This is a genomic window from Pseudomonas sp. CBC3 (assembly GCF_037967085.1).
GTDB lineage: Bacteria > Pseudomonadota > Gammaproteobacteria > Pseudomonadales > Pseudomonadaceae > Stutzerimonas.
The window spans coordinates 122,242-146,641 of the sequence record NZ_JBANEO010000003.1; the positions used below are offsets into that span (position 1 = coordinate 122,242).

Here is a 24,400-nt window from a genome sequence, read left to right on the forward strand (position 1 = left end):
ATCAGCGTTTCCACGTAGAGCGTGAGGAACGAGCAACGTTTCACCCATCCGTTAGAAAAAGGAGCGACACATGAAAGCCACCCAACTGCCCGAAGCCCAACGCCAGCGCTGCGAAGTCTGGACCCGTGTCATGGGTTATCACCGCCCGGTTACTGCGTTCAATCCCGGCAAGCAGTCCGAGCATCATGAGCGTCAGCATTTCACCGAGGCGGCCGCCCGGGTAGCCGCGGCGTGACGGCAAGCCTGCGGGTCGGGGGGCTGGTCCCCCTGACCACTCTGGATTTTCCCGATCATCTGGCCTGCGTACTGTTCTGCCAGGGCTGCGGTTGGCGCTGTCGCTATTGTCACAACCCGCAGCTGATCCCCGCCTGCGGCGCGCAGGAAAACTCCTGGGAGGAAATTATCGGCTTCCTGGAGCAGCGCGCCGGCCTGCTCGAGGCGGTTGTCTTCAGCGGTGGCGAGCCGACGCTGCAGCTGGCATTGCCCGACGCCATTGCCCAGGTGCGGGAGATGGGCTTCAAGATCGGCCTGCACAGCGCCGGCATCAAGCCGAAGCTGTTTCGTCAGGTGTTGCCGCTGGTGGACTGGGTGGGTTTCGACATCAAGGCGCTGCCGGAACACAGCACGCTGATCACGGGTATCGAAGGCAGCGGCGCTGCTAACTGGAAGAGTTTGGAGGCGTTGTTGAAAAGCGGCGTCGCCCATGAATGCCGCACGACCGTCCATTGGCAGTTGCTGGATGCCGAACGCCTTTGGGATATGGCGCAGCGCCTGCGCTATCTGGGTGTCGAGCGCTTCGCCGTGCAATGCGTACGCACCGCCAGGATGCTCGACGAGACACTCGCCGAAAGCTGCGCGCCGTACGACCAGCAGAAACTCTGGGATCGCATGGGGCAGCTGTTTCCGACGTTTGTCTTGCGAGGGTGACGAGATCTGACCGTTGCGGCATCGGTGGGCTGAAGCCCACCCTACGGATGACGACCAGCCGAAGAGCTTGTACGAGGTGCCCGGTGCGCGGAGCGCACCCTACGAGGGCTTGAACCAATCTTCAGCAAAGTAGGGTGGGCTTCAGCCCACCATGTCGACAGCCGTCCGCCATCCGAGTGACAGAAAAACTGTTTTCGCCTTGCCGTCTTTCTGCTTTTTGTCAGCCGTACCGTTGTGGCATCGGTGGGCTGAAGCGGAGTGCCGCCCGGCCCACTCTACGGTGATGACGCAGCCGCAGTGAGAGGCCGGCTCCGTACTCAGCTCCAGCCCCAGAACTGCAGATACCAACCATAGCCGACGACTGCGGTGCCCAGACCTACGCTGGCAAAGGCGGTCAGTCGGCGCAGGCCGTTGGCGCCGTGGCGGCTGATGACCTGCCATGCCAGGAGAGGCTCTAGGTGACAGCGCCGGCCAGCATCCGTATTGCGCGGGCGAGTCAGGGCCTCTTCGGTGGATGAGGCCCGTAGGGTGCGTGACGAACCAGGGGCTGACCGTCCACTGGAACGCGCCCATCGCCAGCCCGATCATGCCGAACAGCAGCGTACTGACCCAATGACCCTGCTGCGGCTGCTCGCCGACGATGAGCAATCGGGTGTCATCGTGTATTCGTCGGAGCAGCGCCAAGGAAAACCTGATTGAGTGCCGCGGCCGTTGGTGAGCCTGGAAAAGCATCGAACCGGCCATTTGCCAGAGCCTGAGCTGCGTTATGAAAGCCATTCCATGCCGCGCGTGCCAAAGCTCCGCCAACGCTGATTCGTCTGACTCCCAGGTCCGATAGCTCGCTCACCGTTAGTTCACTATTCCAACCAATCAGCATGTTGACGGGTTTTGGCGCCACGGCCGAGACGACAGTCGCAATCTCATCGCGGGTTCTGATCCCAGGCGCATACAGGCAGTCGGCACCCGCTTCGGCATAGGCTTGCAGACGTCTGATCGTGTCCGGAAGATTGGGGCGCCCCACGAAGAAGTTTTCCGCACGAGCGACCAAAAGCGTGTTGGTGCCGCTTTCATCAATTGCCTTGCGTGCCGCGCGGATGCGCTCCACCGCCTCTTGAATATCCCGGAGTGGTGCCCGCGTATCGCCCGTTGAGTCTTCGATTGAGAAACCGGCCACCCCGGTTGCCACGACGAGCTGTACGCTTTCGAAAACGTCGCTGGGTGCTTCGCCGAACCCGCTTTCGAAGTCCGCATTGATTGGCAGATGAGTGGCCTGCACCATGCTCCGTACGTGTTCCAGAACGGCATCGCGCTTCATATATCCGTCCGGCTTCGCGCAGGACCAGGCGTGGCCGGAACTCGTCGTCGCCAATGCCTTGAATCCCATGCCTGCAAGCAGCTGCGCGCTGCCGGCATCCCAGGGATTGGGCAGCACGAAGCATCCGGACTCATGCAGCTTCCAAAACGAATCGCGCTTTGCGGATACAGTTGGGACGATCATAAGAACTACCTTTCGTTGCCATGCGGCTGGGTCAGGGAACAACGAATGCTGGTTCAGCCTGGTAAGCGTTGTGAAGCAAATCCATGAACGGCTTCGATTCTTCGATGGCGCTGGGTCCAATAGCCGTAACCGCTACCCCGGGTGTCCAAGAATTCATAATTGCAGCCCCTGAAAAATTCGCCACATCGGCGGGTTTGATTTCTTCATGACGCTGCGGAACATCAAGGCGGGTTAACTGGCGCTGAACTATTCCCATCATGGTCCCTGTCAATATTTGCGCTTTGGGCCAAACGACGGAGCGACCATCCCAAAAAACAAGATTCCAGATCGTCGCCTCACTTAACTTGCCGTGCCGATCGGTAAACGCGGCGTCATCGAAGCCCTGCTCGACAGCCCGGTGCAAGTAATAGGTTTTCGCTCCCTCGCCGACGTGTTTGATAGATGGGAGAAACCTTTCATGCTCCACGATGCCAAGGCGCACCGGGCCTGACGGGCCGTTGAACGGCAGGCCTGTGCGCACAAGAATCGCGGGGTCCGCCTCCATGCTCTTGGCGGTGAACTCCCCTTCTGGAGAGTAAACCGTGACGGTGAGCGACTGATCCGCCGGGCCATTTGCAATCGCAAGGCGGATACTCCGAAGCACATGCTCATCGGGCAGCTCCATGCCAAACAACCTGAGCGTAGCCTGCTTCAGGCGGATCATATGTAGATCCAGCCCCTTGACCTTCCGGTTTCGGACTTGCATGGCGGTAAAATGCGCAAACCCTGAGAAAGCCAGAGGCATCATGTCATCAGCAGTTGCTGGCGCACCGTTGATGAGTGTCGGGTAAGTAGCGGCTTGGACAGACATTGCGTTGCTCCTGCGGTTTGATTCGGAGCACGCACTCTAAAACCTGACAGCGCTGTTAGAGTCAAGGGCCTATGAAGATTGGTGAACTATCCAGGCGTAGCAACGTGAGTATTCGAATGCTTCGCTATTACGAAGCGCATGGCCTTCTCAAGCCCCACCGCACGGAAGGCGGATTTCGCGAATACGGTCCGGTTGACGAGCAAACGGTTGAGCGGATCAAGCTTCTGGGCTCTGCAGGGATGACGCTTGCGACGATCAGGCAGTTCGCGCCTTGCCTGCGAGAGGAGAGTCTGGTCTTCGAACCATGCGATGAGCTGCGCACAACGCTACGTGACCAATTAGATCTCATCGACCAGAAGGCCAACAAGCTGATGCAAACCCGCAAGGTGCTCGAGAAATTTCTGCGTGACGTTGAGTCATGACATCCGAACATGCGTGTCTTCCTAATATCCGCCGCTGGACGAGTGCAGTCGCTCGACTCTCAACGTCTACCTCACTTCACCGCTCCGCCGAAAACTCGCCCGATAGTCCGTCAGCTTCAGACGCACGTGCTGGCTCATATCGCCGCTGAGCATACACAGGCGTGGCCTCTCTTAAACTGAAACACCCCATGCAGGTAGAACTGCTCGCCGGCTTCCTTGGAGAAGGCCAGTTCGTTTTGGCTGACCAGAAATGACGAACCCACCCGTTACCGCGATCTTCCATGTCCTTCGTTTTGCGAAGGTGAGCAGGAGATCTAACCGTTGTGGCATCGGTGGGCTGAAGCCCACCCTACAGGTGAGCACGTAGCCGCGAAGTAGGGTGGGCCGGGCGGCGTTCCGTTTCAGCCCACCCTTCTATGCCAGGGCGCACAGGCCCGCGCCGAGCTCAGTTCCAGCCCCAAAACTGTAGATACCAGCCATAGCCGACGACCGCGGTGCCCAGGCTCACGCAGGCAAAGGCGGTCAGGCGGCGCAGGCCGTTGGCGCCGTGACGGCTGATGACCTGCCAGGCCAGATACAGGCTCCAAGCGATGGCACCGGCCAGAAGCAATGCGCGGGTTGGCTGCGCCCAGGCGAGGATGAAACCTTCATAGCGCAGCAGCTTGATGGTCGTCGCCGAGAGGCCGAGAAACAGTCCGGCGCCGCCCAGGGGCGTCAATGTCAGCGCCAGGTGGTGGAACAGGTTATCGCCCCGGTTCATAAGCCGTACCGCGCCACGCAGCAACAACCAGAGCGCACCGCCGATCAGCAGCGAACTGGCGCCAATGTAGGTGAGGATCGCCGCGCCATCGAGCCAGCTGAAGGCATCGTTGGCCTGCGGGTAATGCGTCAGCAGCCACCAGGGCGCGTTGGCTTCGAGCGGCCAGAAGATGTCGCGGTCGACCAGCCATTCGGCGGCGGTCTGCTTGAGCGTGATGAACCAGGGACTGACCGTCCACTGGAACGCGCCCATCGCCAGCCCGATCATGCCGAATAACAGCAAGGTACTGTCCCAATGACCCTGCTGCGGCCGCTCGCCGACGATGAGGATTTCCTCGTTGGGCGAACGTGCGCTCAGCGCGACGGCACCGCGTTGACCGCTGCATCGACCGCAGGCGTGGCAGTCGCTGTTGCCCTGCATGCGGCGGATGTCGATCAGCGGCGCGCAGTTGGGGGTAGGCAGGTGCGGCGCCTGATTGGCCTGCCAGCGTTCCTCGTCCACCTTGTAGTGGACCGGCGCAAGGCGCGCCAGCAAGTTGAACACACCGCTTACCGGGCATAGATGCTTGCACCAGATTCGCTTGCCTCTTCCATAAAGGTAGCCAACCAGCATCGCCGCCACGGTCGAACCGCCGAGAATCAGCGCCGCGGCCCGGCCATAGTCATACACGCTGATCAGCTGGCCGTAGACGGTGGTCAGAATGAACGCGACGGTTGGCCAGCCGCTCCAGCGTATCCAGCGTGGCGTGCCCTTGTTCAGTCCGCGCCAGCTGATCCATTCGCTGAGCGAGCCTTCCGGGCAGAGCACGCCGCACCAGAGACGACCGAAGAACACCATCGACAGCAGCACGAAAGGCCACCACAGCCCCCAGAACAGGAACTGGGCGAACACCGTGATGTTGTCGAGCATGCGCGCCTCGGAAGGCGGCAGCGAAAGAGCGGCAGGCACCAGCAGCAGGACCAGATAAAAGCCGACCACCAGCCATTGGATCAGGCGGATGGCCTGGGCATGCTGGCGCAGCAAATCGCCGATGCGCGCCAGCCAGGGAGCGTTGGTGATCATGCGGTGCGGGCCTCCAGACGAGCCTCCGGTTTCGGTCGCAACCAGGCCCAGACGGCCAGCCAGTACAACCCCATCAGCACCACGGCCGCCAGTGACGGCATGGCGCGGTAGCCAGTCAGCCCCGCGACGGTGCTGCCTAGGGTGCCGCCGTCATCGAGCAGGGCGGAGGTGTCCCAGAGCGGATCGCCAAAGACGCTGTAGAACACTTCCGGTATATCCATGCCCATCAACTGGCCGCTGAAACGGTCGAGCCCGGCCATGAGCAGGGCCGCACCCAGCAGCAGCAACAGGGCTTCGCTGACTTTGAAGAAATGCTTCCAGGAAAACAGCCGGCTGCCGGCTTGCAATGCGGCGTAGCTGAGCAGCGCGAGGATGAAGCCGAGCACGCCGCCGAGGACGAAGCTCGCCAGATCCGTGCCTTGCTGCTGATGGCCGATGCCATAGAGAAACACCACCGTCTCGCTCCCTTCACGGGCCACGGCGAGCATCGCCAGCACCAGCAGACCGATACCGCTGCCCTGGCTCAGGTGAGCGCTGGCGCCTTCGATGAGGCTGCGCTTGAGGTCGCGTCCGTGATGGTGCATCCAGCCGACCATCTGCAGGATCAGTAGGCTGGCCGCCAGCAGCATGGCGCACTGGAACCATTCGCCCGCCGGACCGGCCAGCCAGTCGCCGGCCCTGAGAATGCCCCAGGCCAGCAGCGTCGCCAGGCCGAGCCCGGCGGCCACGCCACCCCATAGCATGCGCAACGCATGGCGATTATCCGGTTGCTGGCTCACCCAGGCATGCAGAATGCCGATGACCAGCAGGGCCTCGACGCTTTCGCGCCAGACGATGAACATGGATTGGCCCATGGCGCTTCTCCTGTTGGGTGGCCTGATGGCGGGGTCGGTCTGTCGCGATCGAGACCCTGGCCGTGCAGACCACAGGGACTACTTGGCGATGATTTCCCCTTCGGGAAGATCCATGTGGAACTCGTCGAAGAACGGGTAACGGCCCGGTTTCAGCGGGTGAATCACGACGAACGAGGTGACGCCGGCCGAGAGAACCTTTTCCACCCGCAGCGGCGTGCTCTCGAATTCGGTCGGGCCGCTGCCGGCATTGTTGATGATGATCTTGAAACGCTGCCGGGCCGGCACCTCAAGGGTCGCCGGCTCGAAATGGCCGTCGCGGATGGTCAGCTCGTAGGTGGGCAGGCCGGCGTGGGCGCCGCCGGCAAAGCCGACGACGAACAGGGGCAGCAGGTGCAACAGGACGCGTCGCATGGCTGGCCTCCGGCTCAATAGCCGCCTTTCTTGCCGATACCGGCGTAGGTGAACTCGTAGTTCAGCTCGCAGCGTTCGAACCAGGGCGCGACGCCGGTTTCCTTGTCGACGTGGCGACCGAACATGGTGTGACCACCGCCCGGCGGCAGGATGGTGAAGGTCAGTTGGTACTTGCCGGGCCCCATCAGCTTGACGTTGTCACCGTAATGCGGGCCGTCGTTGGCCACCATCGGGTGGAAGTCGCCTTCGATCTTCTCGGCCGAGCCTTTCTTGCTCAGCGAATATTTGATGTTCAGGTAGGGCACGAAGCTGCCTTCCTGCCAGCCGTTGCGGTTGTCTTCGGTGGCGGCAATGTCGGCTTCCAGATGGACGTCGGATTCGGCTGTGGCGCGCATCATGCCGGCCGGCTCCATTTCCACCGGCTGCAGGTACACCGCGCCGACTTCCATACCGCCGCATTGCTGCGGTTCACCGATGGGGTATTCCTTGGCTTGGGCGAGGGGCGTCAGCATCAGTGATGCGATGGCGAGGGTAACGGGAATACGCATGTAGCCTCCGTGAGGAGCGTTATGAATGACGAAGCAAGACTCGCATCCGCAAGGCTTAACGATAATGATTCGCGTCAATTCTGAAGGAAATACTTTGTTACGTATAGAGTGGCGCGCGTCATAGTTATGCCGCCGTGATGGCTCAAGCGCGCGGCTGACCTGCGCTGGCAGCATCCCGCTGCGTTGAGTTGTCACACCCCTTGCGGCCGATCGTTGAAGGCATTGCGCAGACCGGCTGACCCCCGTGCTCGGAAATTTCTGCGAGTTCTCCGAGGCGCGGCCTACCATGTGCTTTTCGAATCAGGGGAGCCTATGCAAACCGTTGTGCTGGACGCCCGAACCGCCCGTGTACTGCCTTGGCTGGTTGCCATCGCATTCTTCATGCAAACCCTCGACGGCACCATCCTCAACACCGCGTTGCCGGCTATGGCGCGGGATCTGGCCGAAGATCCGCTGCGCATGCAAGGCGTGGTTATCGCTTACATGCTCACCGTGGCACTGTTGATACCGGCGTCGGGCTGGTTGGCGGATCGCTTCGGCACTCGGCGGATATTTTTCTCGGCGATCCTGTTGTTCACGCTTGGCTCGCTGCTCTGCGCGATGTCCACCAGCTTCAACCAGCTGGTGATCTCGCGGGTGATACAGGGCATGGGCGGCGCGTTGATGCTGCCGGTGGGGCGTTTGGTGGTGTTGCGTGCCTATCCGCGCAGCGAGTTCGTGCGCGTCATGACGTTCATCGCTCTGCCGGGCATGGTCGGTCCGCTGATCGGCCCGACTCTCGGCGGCTGGCTGGTGGAATACGCGTCCTGGCACTGGATCTTCCTGATCAACCTGCCGGTCGGCCTGATCGGCTGCATGGCCGCGTTTCGCTTCATGCCCGATCTGAAGAGCGCCGAGCGAATACGCTTCGACAGCTTCGGTTTCCTGCTTTTTGGTAGCGCGATGGTGCTGATCACCATCGCGCTCGAAGGGCTTGGCGACATGCACATGCCGCATGCACGCGTCCTGCTGCTCATCGTGATCGGCGCAGCCTGCCTGACGGCTTATTGGCTGCGTGCCGGACATGTCGACAAGCCGTTGTTCAGCCCGGCGTTGTTCCGCGTCCGCAGCTTTGCCGTGGGCATTTTCGGCAACCTGTTCGCGCGTCTGGGAAGCGGCGCATTGCCGTTCCTGCTGCCATTGCTGCTGCAGGTGGCGCTGGGCTATTCGCCGGCGCAGGCGGGCATGCTCATGATTCCATTGGCGCTCGGCGCCATGTTCATCAAGCCCTTGGCCAAACCGTTGATAGACCGTTTCGGTTATCGCCGCATCCTGATCGGCAACACGCTGCTGCTGGGCTCGCTGATCGCCAGCCTGGCGACGATCGATGCGCACACTCCGATGGTGCTTCTATTGCTGCACTTGAGCCTGATCGGGATGGTCAATTCCATGCAGTTCACCGCCATGAACACCGTGACCCTGGTCGGGTTGAGCAACCAGAACGCCAGCAGCGGCAACAGCCTGCTATCGGTGGTGGTGCAGCTGTCGATGAGCTTGGGTGTCGCTTCGGCGGGTGCGCTGCTGGGCGGCTTCACCGTACCTGGAGCCGATGGTGAGGCCGTGCTGCGGGCTTTTCATCTGACGTTTCTGTGCATCGGTACGATGTCGATGCTGGCGGCATCGCTGTTCTCTCAGCTCGACAGCAGGCGGGTCATGGCTGCTCGCCTCATCGATGAGGAATGAGCGAGCGTCAGATCAACCGATACACAGATCGGCTTCCTCTTCCTCGGGAATCTCGTCGGTCACAATCACCCGCGCGTGGTGGCTATCTTCGTCTTCCATGCGCAGGCCGAAGTAACGGGTGTCATTGGCATCCCAGAACGCTTCGACCTGATCCATCGTGGCGGCCTCGAGAAGGACCTCCAGGCTGTGTTCCAGGACGATCGTATAGAGTTTTTCAGCAGACATGATCAACAGGCTCGCGCTCGATTCGGGACAGTGGCTGCGCCATTGCAGCGGTGATGTCATTCTGACAGCTAACGGCTTCACCACAGCGCCCACTCATCGCCTTCCTGTTGTCATCCGCTGAACGGTTGATTCGTTACGCGTCCGATCTTGAATACTTGGTGTGCCCCAAAGCAACAGAAATGACGGCTTGTCATTGCAGTAGACGCCGTTCGGCAAGCGCTACCAGTACCGCCGGAATCGAACGTCAAAACTGACGTTGCCCACCGCGTTGGGGATAGCGCGCTAGCCCAGCGGTGTGCTCTAGGCTGGGTACGCGGCTCTTAAGCCCAGCCCTCCAGCCGCATGGTCGCGCGAACCAGACGCTGTTCTTCCTGTTCAATTTCTTTGAGGTTGTCGCGGATACTGTTTATGTGATCGCGGGCGGCCCGCTGGGCCTGGTTCGGTTGTCGTTCGGTCACTGCACGGAACAGCCGTGCATGGATACGATCGATGTGCCGCTTCTGCATCGGCCGGTGGTAAAGGTTGTTCACCGAGGCGAAGACGGTCGAGAGCATCAGGTCGGTCAGCGATTGCAGCGTGTGCACCAGCACCGGATTGTGGGAAGACTCGCTGACGGCTCGGTGGAAGGCGTGATCGAGGTACGCGTGCTCTCGCGGATCGCCTTCTTCTTCGGTCTGTGCGGCGAGCATCTCTTCGTAGCGCCGACGCAGCAGGGTGAAATCGGCATCGGTGCCGCGCAACGCCGCCAGCCGCGCCGCTTCGCCTTCCAGCATGGCACGTACTTCGAGCAGATCGAACAAGGTGCGTGGCTGCGAGCTGAACAGGTGCATCAGCGGCGAGGCGTCATGCGTGTTCGAGAGCTGGGCGACGAACGAGCTGCGGCCTTGCGCCGTTTCGATGATGCCGCGCCCGCGCAGCACGCGCAGCCCTTCGCGTATGGCCGAGCGGGAGATGCCGAGCTTCTGGCATAACCGCCGTTCGGATGGCAGGGCCTGGCCGACCTTGAGTACGCCATCGACGATCAGCCGTTCGATCTGCTCGGCTACCACATCGGCCAGTCGGCGGTCCTGATTGTTTTCAGTCAGCATGTCGAATCGCGTCCACGAAGCCGTAGTGCCGGTGACGGCCAAGCTGAAGTTCCGACAGCTTGGCTGGGCTCATTCGGTCAGATCCAGATATTGGGCGGCGAGGTGTTGCTATAGCCGGAGATAAACAGCTTCTCGCTACCATCGGCTTGGTAGACGGCACGCTTCACGGTGCCGATATTGCCGCCGTAGACGTGGATGCTGATTGAGACACGGTCCTCGAAGGCGTTGCTGACCTGGTGAATATCGCCGATGGTGGGCGACACGCATTCGACCTCACCGCGTTCGAGCCGCAGCGGTTCGCCTAGGGGCAACAGTGCGCCATCGGGCTGGCGTTCGAAGCGCTGGCCGAGCTCGGCGCCCCGCAGCATGCCGATCATTCCCCAGACGCGGTGATCGTGCACCGGGGTTCGCTGCCCTGGCCCCCAGACGAAGCTGACTACGGAGAAGCGTTGCAGGGAGTCGGCGTGGAGCAGGTACTGCAGATAATGTTCCGGATGCGGCTCGGCGAACTGCGCAGGTAGCCAGTCGTCGTGTTCGACCAGTTGCTGCAACAGCACCAGGCCGTTGTCGAGAATTACCGACTCTTCCAGCTGACGCTCCAGTAGCGCGGTCAGTTCGTTGACGAACCGGCGAAGCCGATCCAGACCTAATGGCTCGCTCATGTCGATCTCTCCGAGTGGCTGTGTTCCATTGCGCTTGAGATCGGGCGCCGGGGCAGTTCATCGCTTCGGGTCCTCTCGAGGCGAATGGCGATGAACTTCGAAGTGGGCGTATGGCTTCCCTCGCCGTGGCTCTCCAGAGGCACCAGGGGGTTGGTTTCGGGGTAATAGGCGGCCGCCTGGCCCAGCGGCGTATCGTAGGGCAGCAGGGTCATGCCCGTTACGCGACGCTCGATTCCATCGTTCCAGAGGGAAATCAGATCGACCTTCTGCCCCGGTTCATAACCCAGACGCTGGATGTCCTGGGCATTGACGAAGATTACGTCGCGCATGCCTTTCACGCCCCGATAACGGTCTTCTAGCCCGTAAATGGTGGTGTTGTACTGATCATGTGAACGTAGGCTTTGCAGGATCAGATCCGGCGTTACGCCCAGGCTGCGGATCTGTTGTGGCAGCAGCTCATCGGGCAAGGTGTGGGCGGCGAACGCAGCCTTGCCTTCTGCGGTGTTCCATTGCCGCCGAGAGGCGGCGTTGTCCAGGTAGAACCCGCCCGATTGCCTGAGTCTGGTTTCGAAGTCGGCGAATCCCTGGATGGTCGCGGCAATCAGCTGGCGAATGCGCGCGTAGTCCTCGACCAGCGAGGCCCAGTCGACTGGGTTGGAGCCAAGAGTCGCCGCAGCGATTCCAGCGATGATCGCCGGCTCCGAACGCATCAGGGGTGAGAGTGGCTCCAACTGGCCGTGCGAGGCGTGAACCATGCTGAACGAATCCTCGACCGTCACGGCTTGCGGTCCGCTAGCCTGTCGGTCGATATCCGTGCGGCCCAGGCAGGGGAGGATCAGCGCTTCGCGCCCGCAGTTCAGATGGCTGCGGTTGAGCTTGGTACTGATCTGTACGGTGAGTTCGCAGTTCTGTAAGGCCTGATGAGTACGCGCCGAATCAGGCGTTGCCTGAGCGAAATTGCCGCCTAGCCCGATGAATACGCGAGCCTCTCCGGTGAGCATCGCGCGGATTGCGGCGACCGCGTTGTGTCCGGGCTGGCGTGGTACGGCAAAGCCGAAATGCTTTTCCAGCGCATCGAGAAATGCCTGCGGCGGCTTTTCGTTGATGCCCATGGTGCGGTCGCCCTGCACGTTGCTGTGACCGCGCACGGGGCACAAGCCGGCGCCGGGCTTGCCGAGGTTGCCGCGCAACAACGCGAGGTTGGTGATTTCCTGGATGGTCGCGACCGAATGCTGATGCTGGGTGATGCCCATGGCCCAACAGATGATCACCCGTTCGGCTTCGGCATATAAACGCGCGGCCTGCTCGATCTCGCCGCGTGAAAGCCCCGATTGGGTTTCGATCTGCTCCCAGGTAGTCGCCTCGACGAGGGCCAGGTAGGTGTCGAGCCCATGGGTGTGCTGGTCGATGAAAGCCTGATCGAACAGCCCCGGCTGTTGCTTGGCCTGCGCCTCGCGTTCCCATTGCCAGAGGTATTTGACCATGCCGCGCACAAGCGCCATATCGCCACCTAGATTCGGTCGGAAATAGGCGGTACTGGTCGCGCGGTCCCGGTTGGAGAGCATCTCCAGCGCCTTTTGCGGATGCTGGAAGCGCTCCAGCCCACGCTCTTTCAGTGGATTGAACACCACCACGCGGGCGCCGCGCTGGACGGCTTCGCGCAGCGGTTCGAGCATTCGCGGATGGTTGGTGCCCGGGTTCTGGCCAAGCACGAAGATCGCGTCGGCATGCTCGAAATCCTCGAAGTTGACGGTGCCTTTGCCCACGCCGATGCTTTTCCCAAGCGCTACGCCACTGGCTTCGTGACACAAGTTCGAGCAATCCGGGAAGTTGTTGCTGCCAAACGCCCGGACGAACAGCTGATAGAGATAGGCGGCCTCGTTACTGGCACGCCCTGAGGTGTAGAACTCGGCCTGGTTGGGGTTATCCAGTCGCTTGAGGTGATCGGCGATCAGCGCGAAGGCTTCATCCCAACCGATGGGGCGGTAGCGGTCGCTGGCGCGGTCGTAACGCATTGGGTCGGTGAGGCGTCCCTGGTACTCGAGCCAGTAATCACTCTGCTCGCGCAACTGGCTGACGCTGTGGCGGCCGAAAAAGGAGGCGTCGACGCGGCGCTTGGTGGCTTCCCAGTTCACCGCCTTGGCGCCGTTTTCGCAGAATTTGATCGGCCCTGTCTCGGCGGATTCGCCCCAGGCGCAGCCGGGGCAATCGAAACCACCGTGTTGATTGGTCTTGAGCAGGGCGCGGATGTTCTTCAGCGCGTTGTCACTACCGAGCCAGTGCCCGGTAACGCTGCGCAGCGCACCCCAACCTCCGGCTGCGCCGGTATAGGGCTGATAGCGGGTGGCCGGCTTGAAACGATCGTGACGGGACATGCGATGCCTCGCGAACTCGGATATGGGCGATAAAGCTGGAGGGTCATTCATTCCTCCGACCGAGGACAATAACCGACTCCTGATGCCGCGCAGGATGGGCCGGGACGTCCCACCCTGCGTCTCATCATTCGCTTAGCGAGTTGTCATCGCGCCCAGATCGTTTTCGCTCAGCTCCGGGCCATCGAGCGTCACATGCTTCTCGCCCTTGCGGAATTTTGCGATGACCGGCTTCAGCTCTTCCTTGACGTACTTTTCACTGTAGCCGTTGAACAGATGGCCGAGCAGGCCGCGACGCAGGTCCGTGGTGCCCATGAACCAGTCGGCGATAGGGAAGGTGAGGTTCATGTTGTACTTCATCATGATTCCCCAGTTGTGGTGGGCCGTGTGGTGGCGGCGGATGGTGTTGATGAACGGCACGTTGCGCACGAACCAGTTCTCATGCACATGGCAGCAGTAGTGGAAGGTCTCGTAGATGAGGTACTGCAGGACCATCGTCAGGAACACGATGAAGCCCGCGTTGGCGTTGAATACCAGATACGTCAGATAGCCGAGCGTCGTGCCTGCCACGCCCAGGGTAGCCAGCACGCGCCAAGGGAAGAAGACGATGCGAAATTCCCTGGAGGAATCGATGGTCGGTTCCACGTCGGTGAAATATTGATGATGCTGGCGGGTATGGCGTTCATAGATGGCGCGCAAAGCCCAGACATCGATGCGTTTGTGCATGACGTAGCGATGCATGAACCATTCGACGAAGTTGCCGGCGATGAACACCGGCACCATCAGCAACCATTCCCAGGTGGCGCCCTGTATCTGCGAAAGGCAGTACCAGGCCGCTGTGAGGCCCACTCCATACATCACCGCGACGTGTAGCAGCCCGTTGTAGTGGGGGCTGATATCGGCTTTGTACTCTTCGCGGAATTTACGCTGGCGTTCAGTCATCATGGCGGTGCTCTCCGGCTTTGTTGTTGTACACGACTGATATATTAGATCGGGTTCTGAGATTGCGCTAGCGTATATTTGAAATGCAGCTAATATATCAGTGGCGTGCAAGCTTCCAGACAACAACAAAATATGGAGTAAGGCTATGACCACGATTGCCTATATCGCGGCCCGCTTCGAGCGGCTGCCTATGTCGGGCTATCAACGAAAGCTCTTCGCGATCATTGCGACTGCATGGTTCTTTGATTCTCTGGACTTAGGCATGATGACCTTCATGCTGGGTTCGATTTCCGCCGAATTCGGCCTCACTTCGACGCAGGCGGGCCTGTTGGCCAGTTCCAGTTTCGTGGGCATGTTTCTCGGTGCAGCCATCGCCGGCATGCTCGCCGACAGGTTCGGACGAAAACCGGTTTTCCAGGTGAGCATGGTTTTCTGGGGCGTCGGCAGCCTCTTGTGTGGCTTCGCCGAGAATGTCGAGCAGTTGATGTGGTTCCGCGTTTTGCTTGGCTTCGGCATGGGCATGGAATTCCCCATCGGGCTCTCGCTGGTGTCGGAGATCGTTCCGGCCAAAAGTCGCGGCCGCTACATCGCCATCCTCGAAGGGTTCTGGCCGCTGGGCTTCATCTGTGCCGGTGTGATTGCCTATTTCTTCATGCCGATAATCGGCTGGCGCGGCATTTTCATCGCCCTGGCGTTCCCGGCCCTGTTCGTCTTCATCGTGCGCCGTTACGTGCCAGAATCGCCACGCTGGTTGGCGGAGGTAGGGCGCAACGATGAAGCTGACAAAATCATGGATCGTTTCGAGACATCGGTGATGCGCTCTGCGCAGATGAATGCACTGCCGGTGGTGACGCGCAATATGGAAAACGCGGCCAGTGCCCTGGTGGCCAAGGCGCGCTTTCGTGACATCTGGCAGGGTGAATATGCCCAGCGCACGCTGATGCTGTGGGGGCTCTGGTTCTTCGCACTGCTCGGTTACTACGGCCTGACGGCCTGGCTGGGCGCGCTGTTGCAGAACGCCGGATATGAGGCCACTCAGTCGGCGCTCTATACGGTCTACATTTCTCTAGCAGGTATACCCGGCTTCATCTTCGCGGCATGGTTGGTCGAGGCGTGGGGGCGAAAGGGCACCTGTGTGCTGATGCTTCTGTGCAGTGCGGCCTCGGCGTTCCTTTATGGCCAGGCCGCCGCCACCAGTGCACCGCTCGCATGGCTGATCACCGCCGGCCTGTTCATGCAGTTCTTCCTGTTCGGCATGTGGTCAGTGCTTTACGCCTATACGCCTGAACTCTATCCGACTCGCCTGCGTGCGACCGGTACCGGCTTCGCCTCGTCCATCGGCCGCTTCGGCGCGCTGCTTGGCCCTTACATTGTCGGGGTGCTGCTACCGATCACCGGGCAGGGCGGGGTGTTCTCGATGGGCGCGATATCCTTCGTTATCGCCGCGCTGCTGATCGTCTTCTTAGGTGTGGAGACCAAGGGGCGTTCACTGGAGGATGTTTCCAACTAATTTGCAGGCCAAGGCTTTAACCAGAAACGCCTCGCCGACGTGATTCGGCGAGGCGTTTTTTGTTTCTGTAAGGGCTAGATCGGTGCTTTCGTAAGGGCACGATACTTCGGTGTACTCATCGCCCTGGCGCCCAATTGCCTTACCGCCGACCAGACGTGCCAACGGAGTGACCGACAACTAACGGGCCAGAAGCAGACGGCCAGACCAAGATGAGTGGACTGCACGATGAGGTTTTGATGTCTCTAGAGAAGCAGGGGCGATTCACTATGCACGATTCATACGTCCCTGTTGAATTCAGTTTCACCGCGTGTGGCGCTTTAGAAATTGCTGTCCTCAACAACGATCTTTAGAGACGTGAACCCACTCAGCGAGAACATCCATGAAAGCGAATCGCCTAGTGCCCTCACAGCATTCTGCCCCCCATCTGAATGTAGCTCTGCCGTAATGGTCAGGTTGACTGGCTTCTTTGGTAACTCGCGACCAGGCCCAATAAGAGGCGCCATCGACACTAGGTATGCAGCTTTGGCCACCTCTTCCAAAAAGGAGTAGACCAGCCCTGTACCACGGCTGCTATTGGCGAGATACACCGCATCTAGCGTGACAGTGAGATAGATTTCGTCAGAGGACTCCATGCCGGAGAAACCCAGCACAGCAAGGCCGGCCAGCGAACCTTTGGTCCAGAGCTCATAGCAAGGACGACCGAAAAAATTCGAAGGCTGCAGCAAATCCCCTACCGGCCTTTTTCTACGAAAAAGCCCTTTGATCTGCTGGTCAGTGGCGAGGCGGTAAGTGACCTGATAAAGCTGATCGCGCCCCGAACCCAGGAAGTGCGCACTGGCGGCCAAGCTGCGGGGCTCAGGCTCAGGGAAGACGAGATCACTGCCTTCATCCTCCAGCTCTTTAGCTATGTCCTGAGAGTGAATGTCCATTTCTCATCCTTGGCTATCAACAAAAAACCTCAGGCTGGTAAGGGGCATCGACACCCCTGTATAGGCTGGAGACCCGCATGCTGTTATTTATAGGGATGGGGAGTCAACCCACCGTCCGCTTCTGGCCCGATTGCAGCCAGTCGTTACTGCAGTGTGATGGGTCAATCCGCATGCAAGCGGATGGTCGACACAATGCAATGGCCCGGCCGAGGTTGCATTCGGGTGGACAACTCAGCGCAACCACACAACGTCGAAACGGATAAAAAAGGCGCTATTCGAGTTACTCGACAGCGCCTTTTCTGCGGTCGATCAGGATTGACCGCTAAGACGTCCTTCCCAGGCATTCAGCACGATCTGACGGTAGGCGAAGGCCGCATCGGCTACCGGAAACGCTTTGGCCAGCCGCGTTACCGCGAGTGCATCGGCGATCAGGTCGTCCAGGGTTCCCTCTTTGATGCTGAAGGCTTTCAGGTTAGTGGGAATGTCCAGGCGCTCGATCATGGCTCGCACCGCCACGGGCACCCGACGTGCGGATTCCTCAGGGCAACTGGTCGCCAAGCCCATCATTTCCGCGATTTCGGCCAGCTCGCTCTGGCGTGTTTCGCATAGCGCGTCGAGCACGTAGGGGAGCATCACCGCGTTGGTGCTGCCGTGGCTTTTGTGGGTCTGGCCCGCGACCGCGTAGGCGATGCCGTGTCCGGCGTTGAGCCCGGCGGTGCCGTAGGACAGCGCCGCGTAGACGCTGGCGTAGGCCATGCCGACACGTGCCTCGGTATCGTCACCCTGCTGGTAGGCGCGCTCCATCCAGGCGAAGCACAGGCGCATGGATTCCCTGGCGAACAGCATGGTCAGCGGCGAGCGGCCGCTGTACCCCGGATCGGGACTGCCGCCGCGGTCGAACAGTGCGCTATCCAGCGTCAGGAAGGACTCGATCGCGTGGGTGAACGCGTCGATACCGGCATCGGCCGTCACGCGGGGAGGGCAGGTGTAGGTGAATTCGGGGTCGATCAGGGCAATTTGCGGGCGCAGTGCGTTATCCATTACCGCTATCTTGGTCGCGTTTGCCGGGTCGAGCAGAATCGCTCCAGGTGTTGCTTCCGAACCCGTGCCGGCTGTCGTCGGCAGGGCGATCAAGGGAAGCGGTCTGCAACCGCCGATTTCGCCAGTGAACTCGGTGATGGACCGGCCTTGTGGCAGGGTCAGGGCCAAGGCTTTCGCCAGGTCGATGTTGCTACCGCCACCCAGCGCGATGACGTGGTCGAGCTGTTTGTCACCCAATTGCTCACGCAGGAATGCGGTGGCTTCGTCGCATAAGCCTGTCGTCGGGTCGGGCAGGCCGCCGGCATAGACGAGGGTGTCGATGCCCAGTTGCTCGGCAGCCTCGGTGTATTCAACCACCCAAGGTGTTTTTTCGGTGAAGAAGGTATCGGTGACGATGACGCCGGAGCGATATCCCAGCCGGGCGAGCAACTGTGGCAACTGGTGGCGAGAGCCGTTGCCGATGATCAGGCGGCCGGGCGCGCAGAAATGAATCAGGTCTTCGGTTCTCATGGTCGCTCCTGAGTGTGATGAAGCTTAGTGATAAAGGCCTGGATATATGCGGCTACTTCGGTAGTGTTTTCCGTCAGCAGGCTGTGCCCGGCGCCTTCGATGATGTGCAGCGCGGCGTTCGGGATGACTTCGGACAGCCAGCGGGCATGCTCTAAAGGCGTATCCGGATCGGCGCTGCCCTGGATGATCAATGTGGGCAGCTCGATGCTCCCGAGACTGGCGGAATGATTGACGTCCTGTAGCGCTTCCCAGGTCCAGGCGACTGCCTGGTGGTCGGCGGCCATGGCGAGATTCAGGCGCTTCTCGCGTGCGGCGATTTCCGCCAGCAGTCGATCCCCCTGTTCAGTGAACCAAGGCGCCGTTCCGGGGCGAGGGCTGCCGGAAAGCAGAATCAACCCGCACGGCTGAGGTCCATCGTTCCGGCGCAGGTATTCGAGCACCACGGATACGCCCATGCTCCAACCGGCGAGAATGAAAGGGCCATCGAGGTGCTTCGCTACCTCCGAAAGATCCGCGCTGAAGGCTTCCAGCCTGTAGTCCTGGGAGTCCTGCCCGCGGATGGCGTCACCTCTGCCGCGCAGGTTGGGGCAAATGAAACGGGCTTGTGCCGCACAGGCTTCGGCGACGGGTGTCCATGCGGCAGAGGTGCCTTGAATGCCGTGCACTGCGAGTACGGTCATCCGGCCTGTTTCCATCGATGTCTGAGTCATTGTTATATCCTTCGATGTACAGCTGATATATTAGTCTAGCTGATCGTATTCCACTTTTGCTATGCTGCGAATGGATTTAAAGGAAAGCCGAATGGACAGCAGCACCCCACTATCAATGCCGCTTCCCAGCATTACCGGGAAATCGAAGGCCAAGCTCACCGATATCGCCTATCAGCAGCTCGAAGAAGCCATAGTCACACTCCGAATTCCACCTGGGACGCTCATTTCCGAGCAGTCGCTGAGTGCCATGACCGGCATCGGCCGCACACCCTTGCGTGAGGCGGTGCAGCGCCTGGCGCGCGAGCATCTGATCCTGGTCATGCCACAGCGAGGCCTGCTGATCCCGGCCATCGATATCGGCAAGCAACTGAGGCTGATCGAGACCCGCCGGGAGATCGAGCGGTTGGTCTGCCGCAGTGCCGCCAAGCGAGCAAACGAGCAGCAACGGAAATCCTTCGCGCGGCTGGCTGAGGAGTTCAATGCGGTGGCCATCGATAACGACGATGTCACCTTTATGCGCTCGGATCGCGAGTTCAACGAACTGTGCCTGGTCGCGGCACGAAACGAATTTGCAGAAAGCGCGTTGCGCTCGCTCAATGGTCTTTCCCGACGCTTCTGGTATCTGCACTACAAACAAGCTGCTGATCTACCCGAAATGGCTCGGCTGCACGCAGGCGTTGCCGCGGCGATTGCTGCAGGTGATCCGAAGGAGGCTGCCCAATGCCTGGATCGGCTGATCGACAATATCGAAACCTTCACCAAGGCGACGGTGTTGCTCGATCAGCTCTGAGCGGCGTGGAAGCGCCGGTCGGTGGGTCGCACATCCGGTGCTTGAAGTGCATCAAGGGAGTGGTGGTTTGCAGTCTCATGCTGTCGTTGCGAGCGGACTGCAAACCGGCCGGAAGCGGGTTTGGGGGCTCGCGCTGGTTCACGAAGCCAGAGCGTGCGGCTCAGGCTCTTTCCTACCGGGGTGATGACCTAATTCTGGCACCCAGGATTCGGACATCACCTTTTTTGTAAACCATGCGGGGCCATGGCGCGGCCTCAAGTTTCGACGCCAACGCCAAACACGGCCGGCGGCGCCTCGGCTTCGCGCTCGGGCTTGTCGTTCGGTGCCTCTTCTTCGGGCTGGCCGAGCAACTCATTGGCCGACTTCTGCACCTGGTCGATCTGTTCGTTGAATGCGCTGACGGTATCGCTGACAGCCTCGCGCGCCAGTTCCTGCACGGCCTGCTCGGCCTTTTCCGTGAGCTTCTGCGCCGATTCCTCGGCGACCTCGCAGCCGGCCAAGATTGAGCCGATCAAGGCCACTAGCGTCAGGGCAGCAATGGATGCTGGTTTCATGGGTCATCTCCGGTGTTGAAAGCCCCGGCAAGCCGGGGCGATAAAGTTATGAATGGCGGTTCGTTTCGGCATCGACGAGGGGCGAGTCGTTGCGGGTTTTCCACAACGACAGCAGCACGCCACCGACCAGCAGGCCGACCGTAACGCTCAGGGAGATCGCCGGCGGAGTTTTGCCAATGATGCCAACCAGGAAAATCTTGCAACCGATGAACACCAGCACCAGAGCCAGGGCGTACTTGAGGTAGGCGAAGCGATGAATCATCGCCGCCAGGGCGAAGTACAGCGCACGCAGGCCAAGGATCGCGAAGATGTTCGAGGTGTAGACGATAAACGGGTCCTGGGTGATGGCGAAGATCGCCGGCACGCTGTCCACCGCGAACACCAGGTCGGCACACTCGATCAGCACCAGCGCCAGGAACAGCGGTGTGGCCCAGACGACCATGCGGCCGCTGGCATCCGGCTGGCGCACGAAGAAACGCCCCTCATGCAGACCGTCCGTGACGCGCATGTGCCGACGCAAGAATTTCACCAACGTGTTTTCGGACAGATCCGGATGGTCATCGACCTTGCTGAACAGCATCTTCACACCGGTCAGCAGCAGGAAGACGCCAAATACATAGAGAATCCAGCTGAACTCGTGTATCAGCGCGGCGCCGAGGCCGATCATGATGGCGCGCAGCACGATCACGCCGAGAATGCCCCAGAACAGCACCTCGTGCTGGTACTTACGCGGGATGGCCAGGAAGCTGAAGATCATCGCCATGAGAAACACGTTGTCCATGGACAACGACTTCTCGATCAGAAAGCCGGTGTAGAAATCCATACCGGCGTCGCCGCCCTTGACCTGCCAGACCCAAAGGCCGAAGAGCAGGCCGGCCGTGATGTAGCCGGCGGACAACAACAGGCTTTCCCGGACGCCGATTTCGCGATGCTCACGGTGAAGCACCCCGAGGTCGAAGACCAGCAGGCTGATGACAACGGTGATGAAGACGAGCCACAACCAGGTGGCAGTGCCGAGGAACTCGGCCATGAAGAACGGTTCTAGGGTGCTCATGAGCCCCTCCTAAGTCGAAGTTGTACAAACTGCAACTCCGACATGGCAGCTGGGTAGCTGTCAGAGGGGCCCGGCGTCGCGGCGCTAATCTAGCAGGCGCCGTGTGCCGCTCAAGCAATCACTCATTGCAAGGTATTTCATCCTGACAGGCACTGGAGCTGTTGCTGTTTCAGCCGCTTACGCACCGTGACTACGCTGAACGGAGGGATGTACGCATTGCTTGAAACTCAGTGCCTCCCTAGATGCCCAATGCGAAGCGGTCACTGGGCTTATCGATCCAGTTCCTGTCTGGAACGCCAGTCCCGCTTCAGCCTACCCCAAGGTCCCATTCGACTCATGCATAGCTCACGTTCAAGATTTCTTAGTGTTCCGCTCATTGCCGCTCTGCTGCAGTTGGCTGCGCCGATGCAGGCGCAGGCGCAGAGTGATCCGTCGTTTCTGTCCGACGAGGTCTCTTCTCAGGATGCACGGCGTGCGGCCGAGGTGCTCCAGGATGAGGGGCGGCGCGCCGATGTTCTGGCGACGCTCAGAGTCATTGCGAACGACCAAACCGTGGTTGCGGCAGTAGATGGGACCGGTGCCGATGCCGATGGTGACGCGGCGCCGGCCGAGGCGCCGGTAGCGGCTGAACCAGAGCCGGAGCCGGTGATAACGCCTTTGGAGGAGGGCGGTCTGATAGCGCAGATGCTGGGGCAGGTCTCGCGTTGGGCCGATGGCCTTGGTCAGCAGGTGGGTCAGGTCAGGGACGCTCTGCTGGAACTGCCCGCGTGGTTCGATTCGATTTTCAGATCCCAGGCGGGCCGGGCATTGTTTGTCGATGCGCTGATCGCCCTGACGGTGGTGTTTTCCCTCGGTTTGCTTGTCGAGTGGGGCATGCGACGTTTACTGCGTAGACCCAGCATGGCCTTGCAAGAGCACGCGCGGGAGATTGAGGTGCGTGCGAGCGCTGCCGGGGCGGCTGAGCCTTCTCTACGTGTTCGGCAGCAGCCCGAGCAGATGGACGCCGAGCGTGCCGCCGCAGCGGCCGCTACCCAGCCTGAGCAGTCTGGCGTCGCACTGATGCAAACCATTCGAGACGGAGTCGAAAGGGTTGAGGCCATTCCTCTAGGCGGTTCCGAGCAGAAAGTTGCGGGGACCGCTGACGCGGGGCCGGCGATAGCCGGTGAAAGCGAAGAGTCGAAACCCGCTGCGGCAGAACCCATGGGTCGGTATAACAGCAGCTTTGGCGACCATCGCGGTGCTCTGCGGCACTTGCCGTTCGCGCTTGGCATCTTTCTGCTGGATCTGTTGCCGCTGGTCTTGTTTTTCTGCATTGCCGCGCTGGTCGCGCATCTTTACCCCAGCCTCGACGAGCGGACCCGCGAAGTCACCGGCGGGTTCGTTCTCGCTTACCTCTTCACCCGCTTCACCATGGCGGTGGTGCGCCTGCTGATATCGCCGACGGGCTATGGCCTGCGGGTTTTCAGGGTAAGCGGCGAGACGTCGCGGCTGCTGAACAGCTGGGCGCTGTACTTCGTGGCGCTGGCGGCTTTCGGTATCGCGCTGGCGGATGCGTTGCAGCATCTCGGCAGCGGTGCGGCAGGGCGCGCCGCTATCCTGAAATTCATCTCGCTGCTCGCCCATTTGATGATCGTCATGCTCATCTTCAAGCTGCGGCGGCCGGTGCGCGACGCCATCGCGCCCAAAGCGGGCAGCAGCGGGCCGCTCGTGCTGCTCCGCCATTGGGCCGCGCAGGTCTGGACCATCGCCGCCGCCGCGTTTGTGATGGGCCTGTGGGTCGTCTGGGCTCTCGGCGTTGAGAACGGGTTTCCGAAGCTGATCGAGTTCATCGGGTTGACCGGTGGCATCGTGGTGCTCGGCCGCCTGGCCGCGGTACTGGCGCTCGGTGCGCTGGAGCGGGCATTCGTCGGTGACCAAGATGGTGATACCGATACTGCGCAAACATCAGATGGCGTGCGCAGCCGGTTGGTCGAGCAGCTGTATCCACTGGTGCGCTGGCTCATGTCGGCGTTGATCGCCGTCTGTGTACTGGTCGCGCTCTTTCAGGCCTGGGGCTTCGATGCGATCAGCTGGTTCGCAGCGGGAACCATCGGCCGCAGCCTGGCCGGCGCCGTGATGACCATCGCGATTGCGGTGATCCTGGCATTGGTGGTCTGGCAACTGACCAATGCCGTGCTCGAGCGGCGTATCACCCGCTGGAGCGAAAGCGGGGAGCTGATGCGGGCCGCGAGGCTGCGCACGCTACTGCCGATGCTGCGTACGGGGTTGATGATAGTAATTTTGCTGGTCGTCGGCCTGACCGCTCTTAGCGAGGTTGGCATCAATACGACGCCTCTGCTGGCGGGCGCGAGCATCATCGGCGTCGCCCTGGGTTTCGGCTCGCAGAAGTTGGTCCAAGACTTCATCACCGGCATTTTCCTACTGATGGAAAATGCCATGCAGGTGGGCGACTGGGTGACCGTCGCGGGCGTCTCCGGCACGGTAGAAAATCTGTCGATCCGCACCGTGCGGCTGCGCGCGGGCGACGGTTCGTTGCACATCGTCCCGTTCAGCTCGGTGTCCACGGTCAACAACACCAACCGCGGCATTGGCAATGCTGCGGTACGGATCAGTGTTGGTTACGATACCGACATCGACCAGGCGATCGCCGAGCTGAAGAGGATCGGCGCTGAGTTGCGTGCTGACCCGGCGTTCGCCGACCTGATCATCGACGATCTGGCCGTATGGGGCGTCGATTCGGTGGATGGCTCGATGGTGACGCTGGCTGGGCAGATGCGCTGTATCGACAAGGGGCGCTGGGGCGTTCAACGCGAGTTCAACCGGCGCATCTTCGAGCACTTCCGCGAGCTGGGCATTCAGATCGCCGATCCGCGCGAGCGCTTCATGATGGCGCAGGAGCCGACCGCCTAGTTTTCATTCGTAGGCACTAGGGTCTGGCTGCGGCATTGCCGGTGGAGGC

At 60.9% G+C, this 24,400-nt stretch carries 23 protein-coding genes and 1 pseudogene; 7 read left to right on the top strand and 17 right to left on the bottom strand.

Going from position 1 to position 24,400, the window contains the following annotated elements:
• The first annotated feature begins 70 nt into the window (after positions 1-70).
• Together nrdD and V6943_RS13055 are read left to right on the top strand one after the other, a co-directional pair.
• Positions 71-235: an anaerobic ribonucleoside-triphosphate reductase gene (nrdD, locus tag V6943_RS13050; RefSeq protein WP_181105014.1), complete on the top strand. Its 165-nt coding sequence runs from the start codon at positions 71-73 to the stop codon at positions 233-235.
• The gene (locus V6943_RS13055; RefSeq protein WP_340553884.1) at positions 232-927 is read left to right on the top strand and encodes an anaerobic ribonucleoside-triphosphate reductase activating protein; all 696 of its coding nucleotides are present in this window, start codon (positions 232-234) and stop codon (positions 925-927) included. Before nrdD ends, V6943_RS13055 begins: the two co-directional genes overlap by 4 nt.
• 317 nt (positions 928-1,244) lie before the next feature.
• Here V6943_RS13055 and V6943_RS13060 read toward each other — a convergent pair.
• The 3 genes and pseudogenes from V6943_RS13060 to V6943_RS13070 all read right to left on the bottom strand — a co-directional run.
• Positions 1,245-1,527, bottom strand: a pseudogene (locus V6943_RS13060) (hypothetical protein); the annotation flags it as partial.
• 55 nt (positions 1,528-1,582) lie between these two features.
• On the bottom strand, positions 1,583-2,425 hold the full coding sequence (locus tag V6943_RS13065; RefSeq protein ID WP_340553885.1) for an isocitrate lyase/PEP mutase family protein: 843 nt from the start codon (positions 2,423-2,425) through the stop codon (positions 1,583-1,585).
• Between the two features lie 31 nt (positions 2,426-2,456).
• Positions 2,457-3,275: an aminotransferase class IV family protein gene (locus V6943_RS13070; protein ID WP_340553887.1), complete on the bottom strand. Its 819-nt coding sequence runs from the start codon at positions 3,273-3,275 to the stop codon at positions 2,457-2,459.
• A gap of 71 nt (positions 3,276-3,346) precedes the next feature.
• On the opposite strand from V6943_RS13070, the gene V6943_RS13075 reads away from it, so the two are divergent.
• Positions 3,347-3,697 carry a MerR family transcriptional regulator gene (locus tag V6943_RS13075; RefSeq protein WP_340553888.1) on the top strand — a complete coding sequence of 117 codons (351 nt, stop codon included), beginning with the start codon at positions 3,347-3,349 and terminating at the stop codon, positions 3,695-3,697.
• A 445-nt stretch (positions 3,698-4,142) separates the two neighbouring features.
• On the opposite strand, the gene V6943_RS13085 is transcribed toward V6943_RS13075, so the two are convergent.
• The 4 genes from V6943_RS13085 to V6943_RS13100 form a co-directional block, all read right to left on the bottom strand.
• Positions 4,143-5,519 (bottom strand): 4Fe-4S binding protein, encoded by a 1,377-nt coding sequence (locus V6943_RS13085; protein WP_181105006.1) that lies wholly within the window; start codon positions 5,517-5,519, stop codon positions 4,143-4,145.
• On the bottom strand, positions 5,516-6,373 hold the full coding sequence (locus V6943_RS13090) for an FTR1 family iron permease (RefSeq protein ID WP_340553890.1): 858 nt from the start codon (positions 6,371-6,373) through the stop codon (positions 5,516-5,518). The genes V6943_RS13085 and V6943_RS13090 overlap by 4 nt, the downstream gene beginning before the upstream one ends.
• A 78-nt stretch (positions 6,374-6,451) precedes the next feature.
• Positions 6,452-6,784 carry a cupredoxin domain-containing protein gene (locus tag V6943_RS13095; RefSeq protein WP_131650830.1) on the bottom strand — a complete coding sequence of 111 codons (333 nt, stop codon included), beginning with the start codon at positions 6,782-6,784 and terminating at the stop codon, positions 6,452-6,454.
• A gap of 14 nt (positions 6,785-6,798) precedes the next feature.
• Positions 6,799-7,332, bottom strand: coding sequence for an iron transporter (locus V6943_RS13100; RefSeq protein WP_181105000.1), 534 nt, complete (start codon positions 7,330-7,332; stop codon positions 6,799-6,801).
• A 312-nt stretch (positions 7,333-7,644) separates the two neighbouring features.
• Here V6943_RS13100 and mdtD point away from each other — a divergent pair, with 312 nt between their 5' ends.
• Entirely contained in the window at positions 7,645-9,054 is a 1,410-nt protein-coding gene (gene mdtD, locus V6943_RS13105; RefSeq protein ID WP_181104998.1) for a multidrug transporter subunit MdtD, read from the top strand.
• A 12-nt stretch (positions 9,055-9,066) separates the two neighbouring features.
• On the opposite strand, the gene V6943_RS13110 is transcribed toward mdtD, so the two are convergent.
• The 5 genes from V6943_RS13110 to V6943_RS13130 all read right to left on the bottom strand — a co-directional run bounded on the left by V6943_RS13110 (position 9,067) and on the right by V6943_RS13130 (position 14,346).
• Complete coding sequence (locus V6943_RS13110) at positions 9,067-9,279, bottom strand: hypothetical protein (RefSeq protein ID WP_181104997.1); 213 nt, start codon at positions 9,277-9,279, stop codon at positions 9,067-9,069.
• 320 nt (positions 9,280-9,599) lie between these two features.
• Positions 9,600-10,367 carry a transcriptional regulator GlcC gene (gene glcC / locus V6943_RS13115; protein ID WP_340553892.1) on the bottom strand — a complete coding sequence of 256 codons (768 nt, stop codon included), beginning with the start codon at positions 10,365-10,367 and terminating at the stop codon, positions 9,600-9,602.
• 77 nt (positions 10,368-10,444) lie between these two features.
• A complete protein-coding gene (locus V6943_RS13120; RefSeq protein WP_340553893.1) occupies positions 10,445-11,029 on the bottom strand; it encodes a cysteine dioxygenase family protein in 585 nt (194 codons plus the stop codon).
• Positions 11,026-13,404 carry an FdhF/YdeP family oxidoreductase gene (locus tag V6943_RS13125; protein WP_340553895.1) on the bottom strand — a complete coding sequence of 793 codons (2,379 nt, stop codon included), beginning with the start codon at positions 13,402-13,404 and terminating at the stop codon, positions 11,026-11,028. Before V6943_RS13125 ends, V6943_RS13120 begins: the two co-directional genes overlap by 4 nt.
• Positions 13,405-13,536: 132 nt before the next feature.
• Positions 13,537-14,346 (bottom strand): fatty acid hydroxylase family protein, encoded by an 810-nt coding sequence (locus tag V6943_RS13130; RefSeq protein WP_340553897.1) that lies wholly within the window; start codon positions 14,344-14,346, stop codon positions 13,537-13,539.
• Positions 14,347-14,488: 142 nt separating this feature from the next.
• Here V6943_RS13130 and V6943_RS13135 point away from each other — a divergent pair, with 142 nt between their 5' ends.
• Positions 14,489-15,853 carry an MFS transporter gene (locus V6943_RS13135; RefSeq protein WP_340553899.1) on the top strand — a complete coding sequence of 455 codons (1,365 nt, stop codon included), beginning with the start codon at positions 14,489-14,491 and terminating at the stop codon, positions 15,851-15,853.
• A gap of 317 nt (positions 15,854-16,170) precedes the next feature.
• Here V6943_RS13135 and V6943_RS13140 read toward each other — a convergent pair whose 3' ends face one another.
• From V6943_RS13140 to V6943_RS13150, 3 genes are all read right to left on the bottom strand, one after another.
• Positions 16,171-16,782, bottom strand: coding sequence for a hypothetical protein (locus tag V6943_RS13140; protein WP_340553900.1), 612 nt, complete (start codon positions 16,780-16,782; stop codon positions 16,171-16,173).
• 309 nt (positions 16,783-17,091) lie between these two features.
• Entirely contained in the window at positions 17,092-18,333 is a 1,242-nt protein-coding gene (locus V6943_RS13145) for an iron-containing alcohol dehydrogenase (protein ID WP_340553902.1), read from the bottom strand.
• On the bottom strand, positions 18,330-19,043 hold the full coding sequence (locus V6943_RS13150; protein WP_340553904.1) for an alpha/beta fold hydrolase: 714 nt from the start codon (positions 19,041-19,043) through the stop codon (positions 18,330-18,332). The genes V6943_RS13145 and V6943_RS13150 overlap by 4 nt, the downstream gene beginning before the upstream one ends.
• Before the next feature lie 91 nt (positions 19,044-19,134).
• Here V6943_RS13150 and V6943_RS13155 point away from each other — a divergent pair, with 91 nt between their 5' ends.
• A complete protein-coding gene (locus V6943_RS13155) occupies positions 19,135-19,833 on the top strand; it encodes a GntR family transcriptional regulator (protein ID WP_340553905.1) in 699 nt (232 codons plus the stop codon).
• A gap of 254 nt (positions 19,834-20,087) precedes the next feature.
• Here the strand turns inward: V6943_RS13155 and V6943_RS13160 are convergent, their stop codons facing one another.
• Both V6943_RS13160 and V6943_RS13165 read right to left on the bottom strand, forming a co-directional pair.
• Positions 20,088-20,387, bottom strand: a complete 300-nt coding sequence (locus V6943_RS13160) for a hypothetical protein (protein ID WP_340553906.1) — start codon at positions 20,385-20,387, stop codon at positions 20,088-20,090.
• Between the two features lie 46 nt (positions 20,388-20,433).
• Positions 20,434-21,441, bottom strand: a complete 1,008-nt coding sequence (locus V6943_RS13165; protein ID WP_340553908.1) for a TerC family protein — start codon at positions 21,439-21,441, stop codon at positions 20,434-20,436.
• A 336-nt stretch (positions 21,442-21,777) separates the two neighbouring features.
• On the opposite strand from V6943_RS13165, the gene V6943_RS13170 reads away from it, so the two are divergent.
• Positions 21,778-24,351, top strand: coding sequence for a mechanosensitive ion channel family protein (locus tag V6943_RS13170; protein WP_340553909.1), 2,574 nt, complete (start codon positions 21,778-21,780; stop codon positions 24,349-24,351).
• The last annotated feature ends 49 nt before the right edge of the window (positions 24,352-24,400 follow it).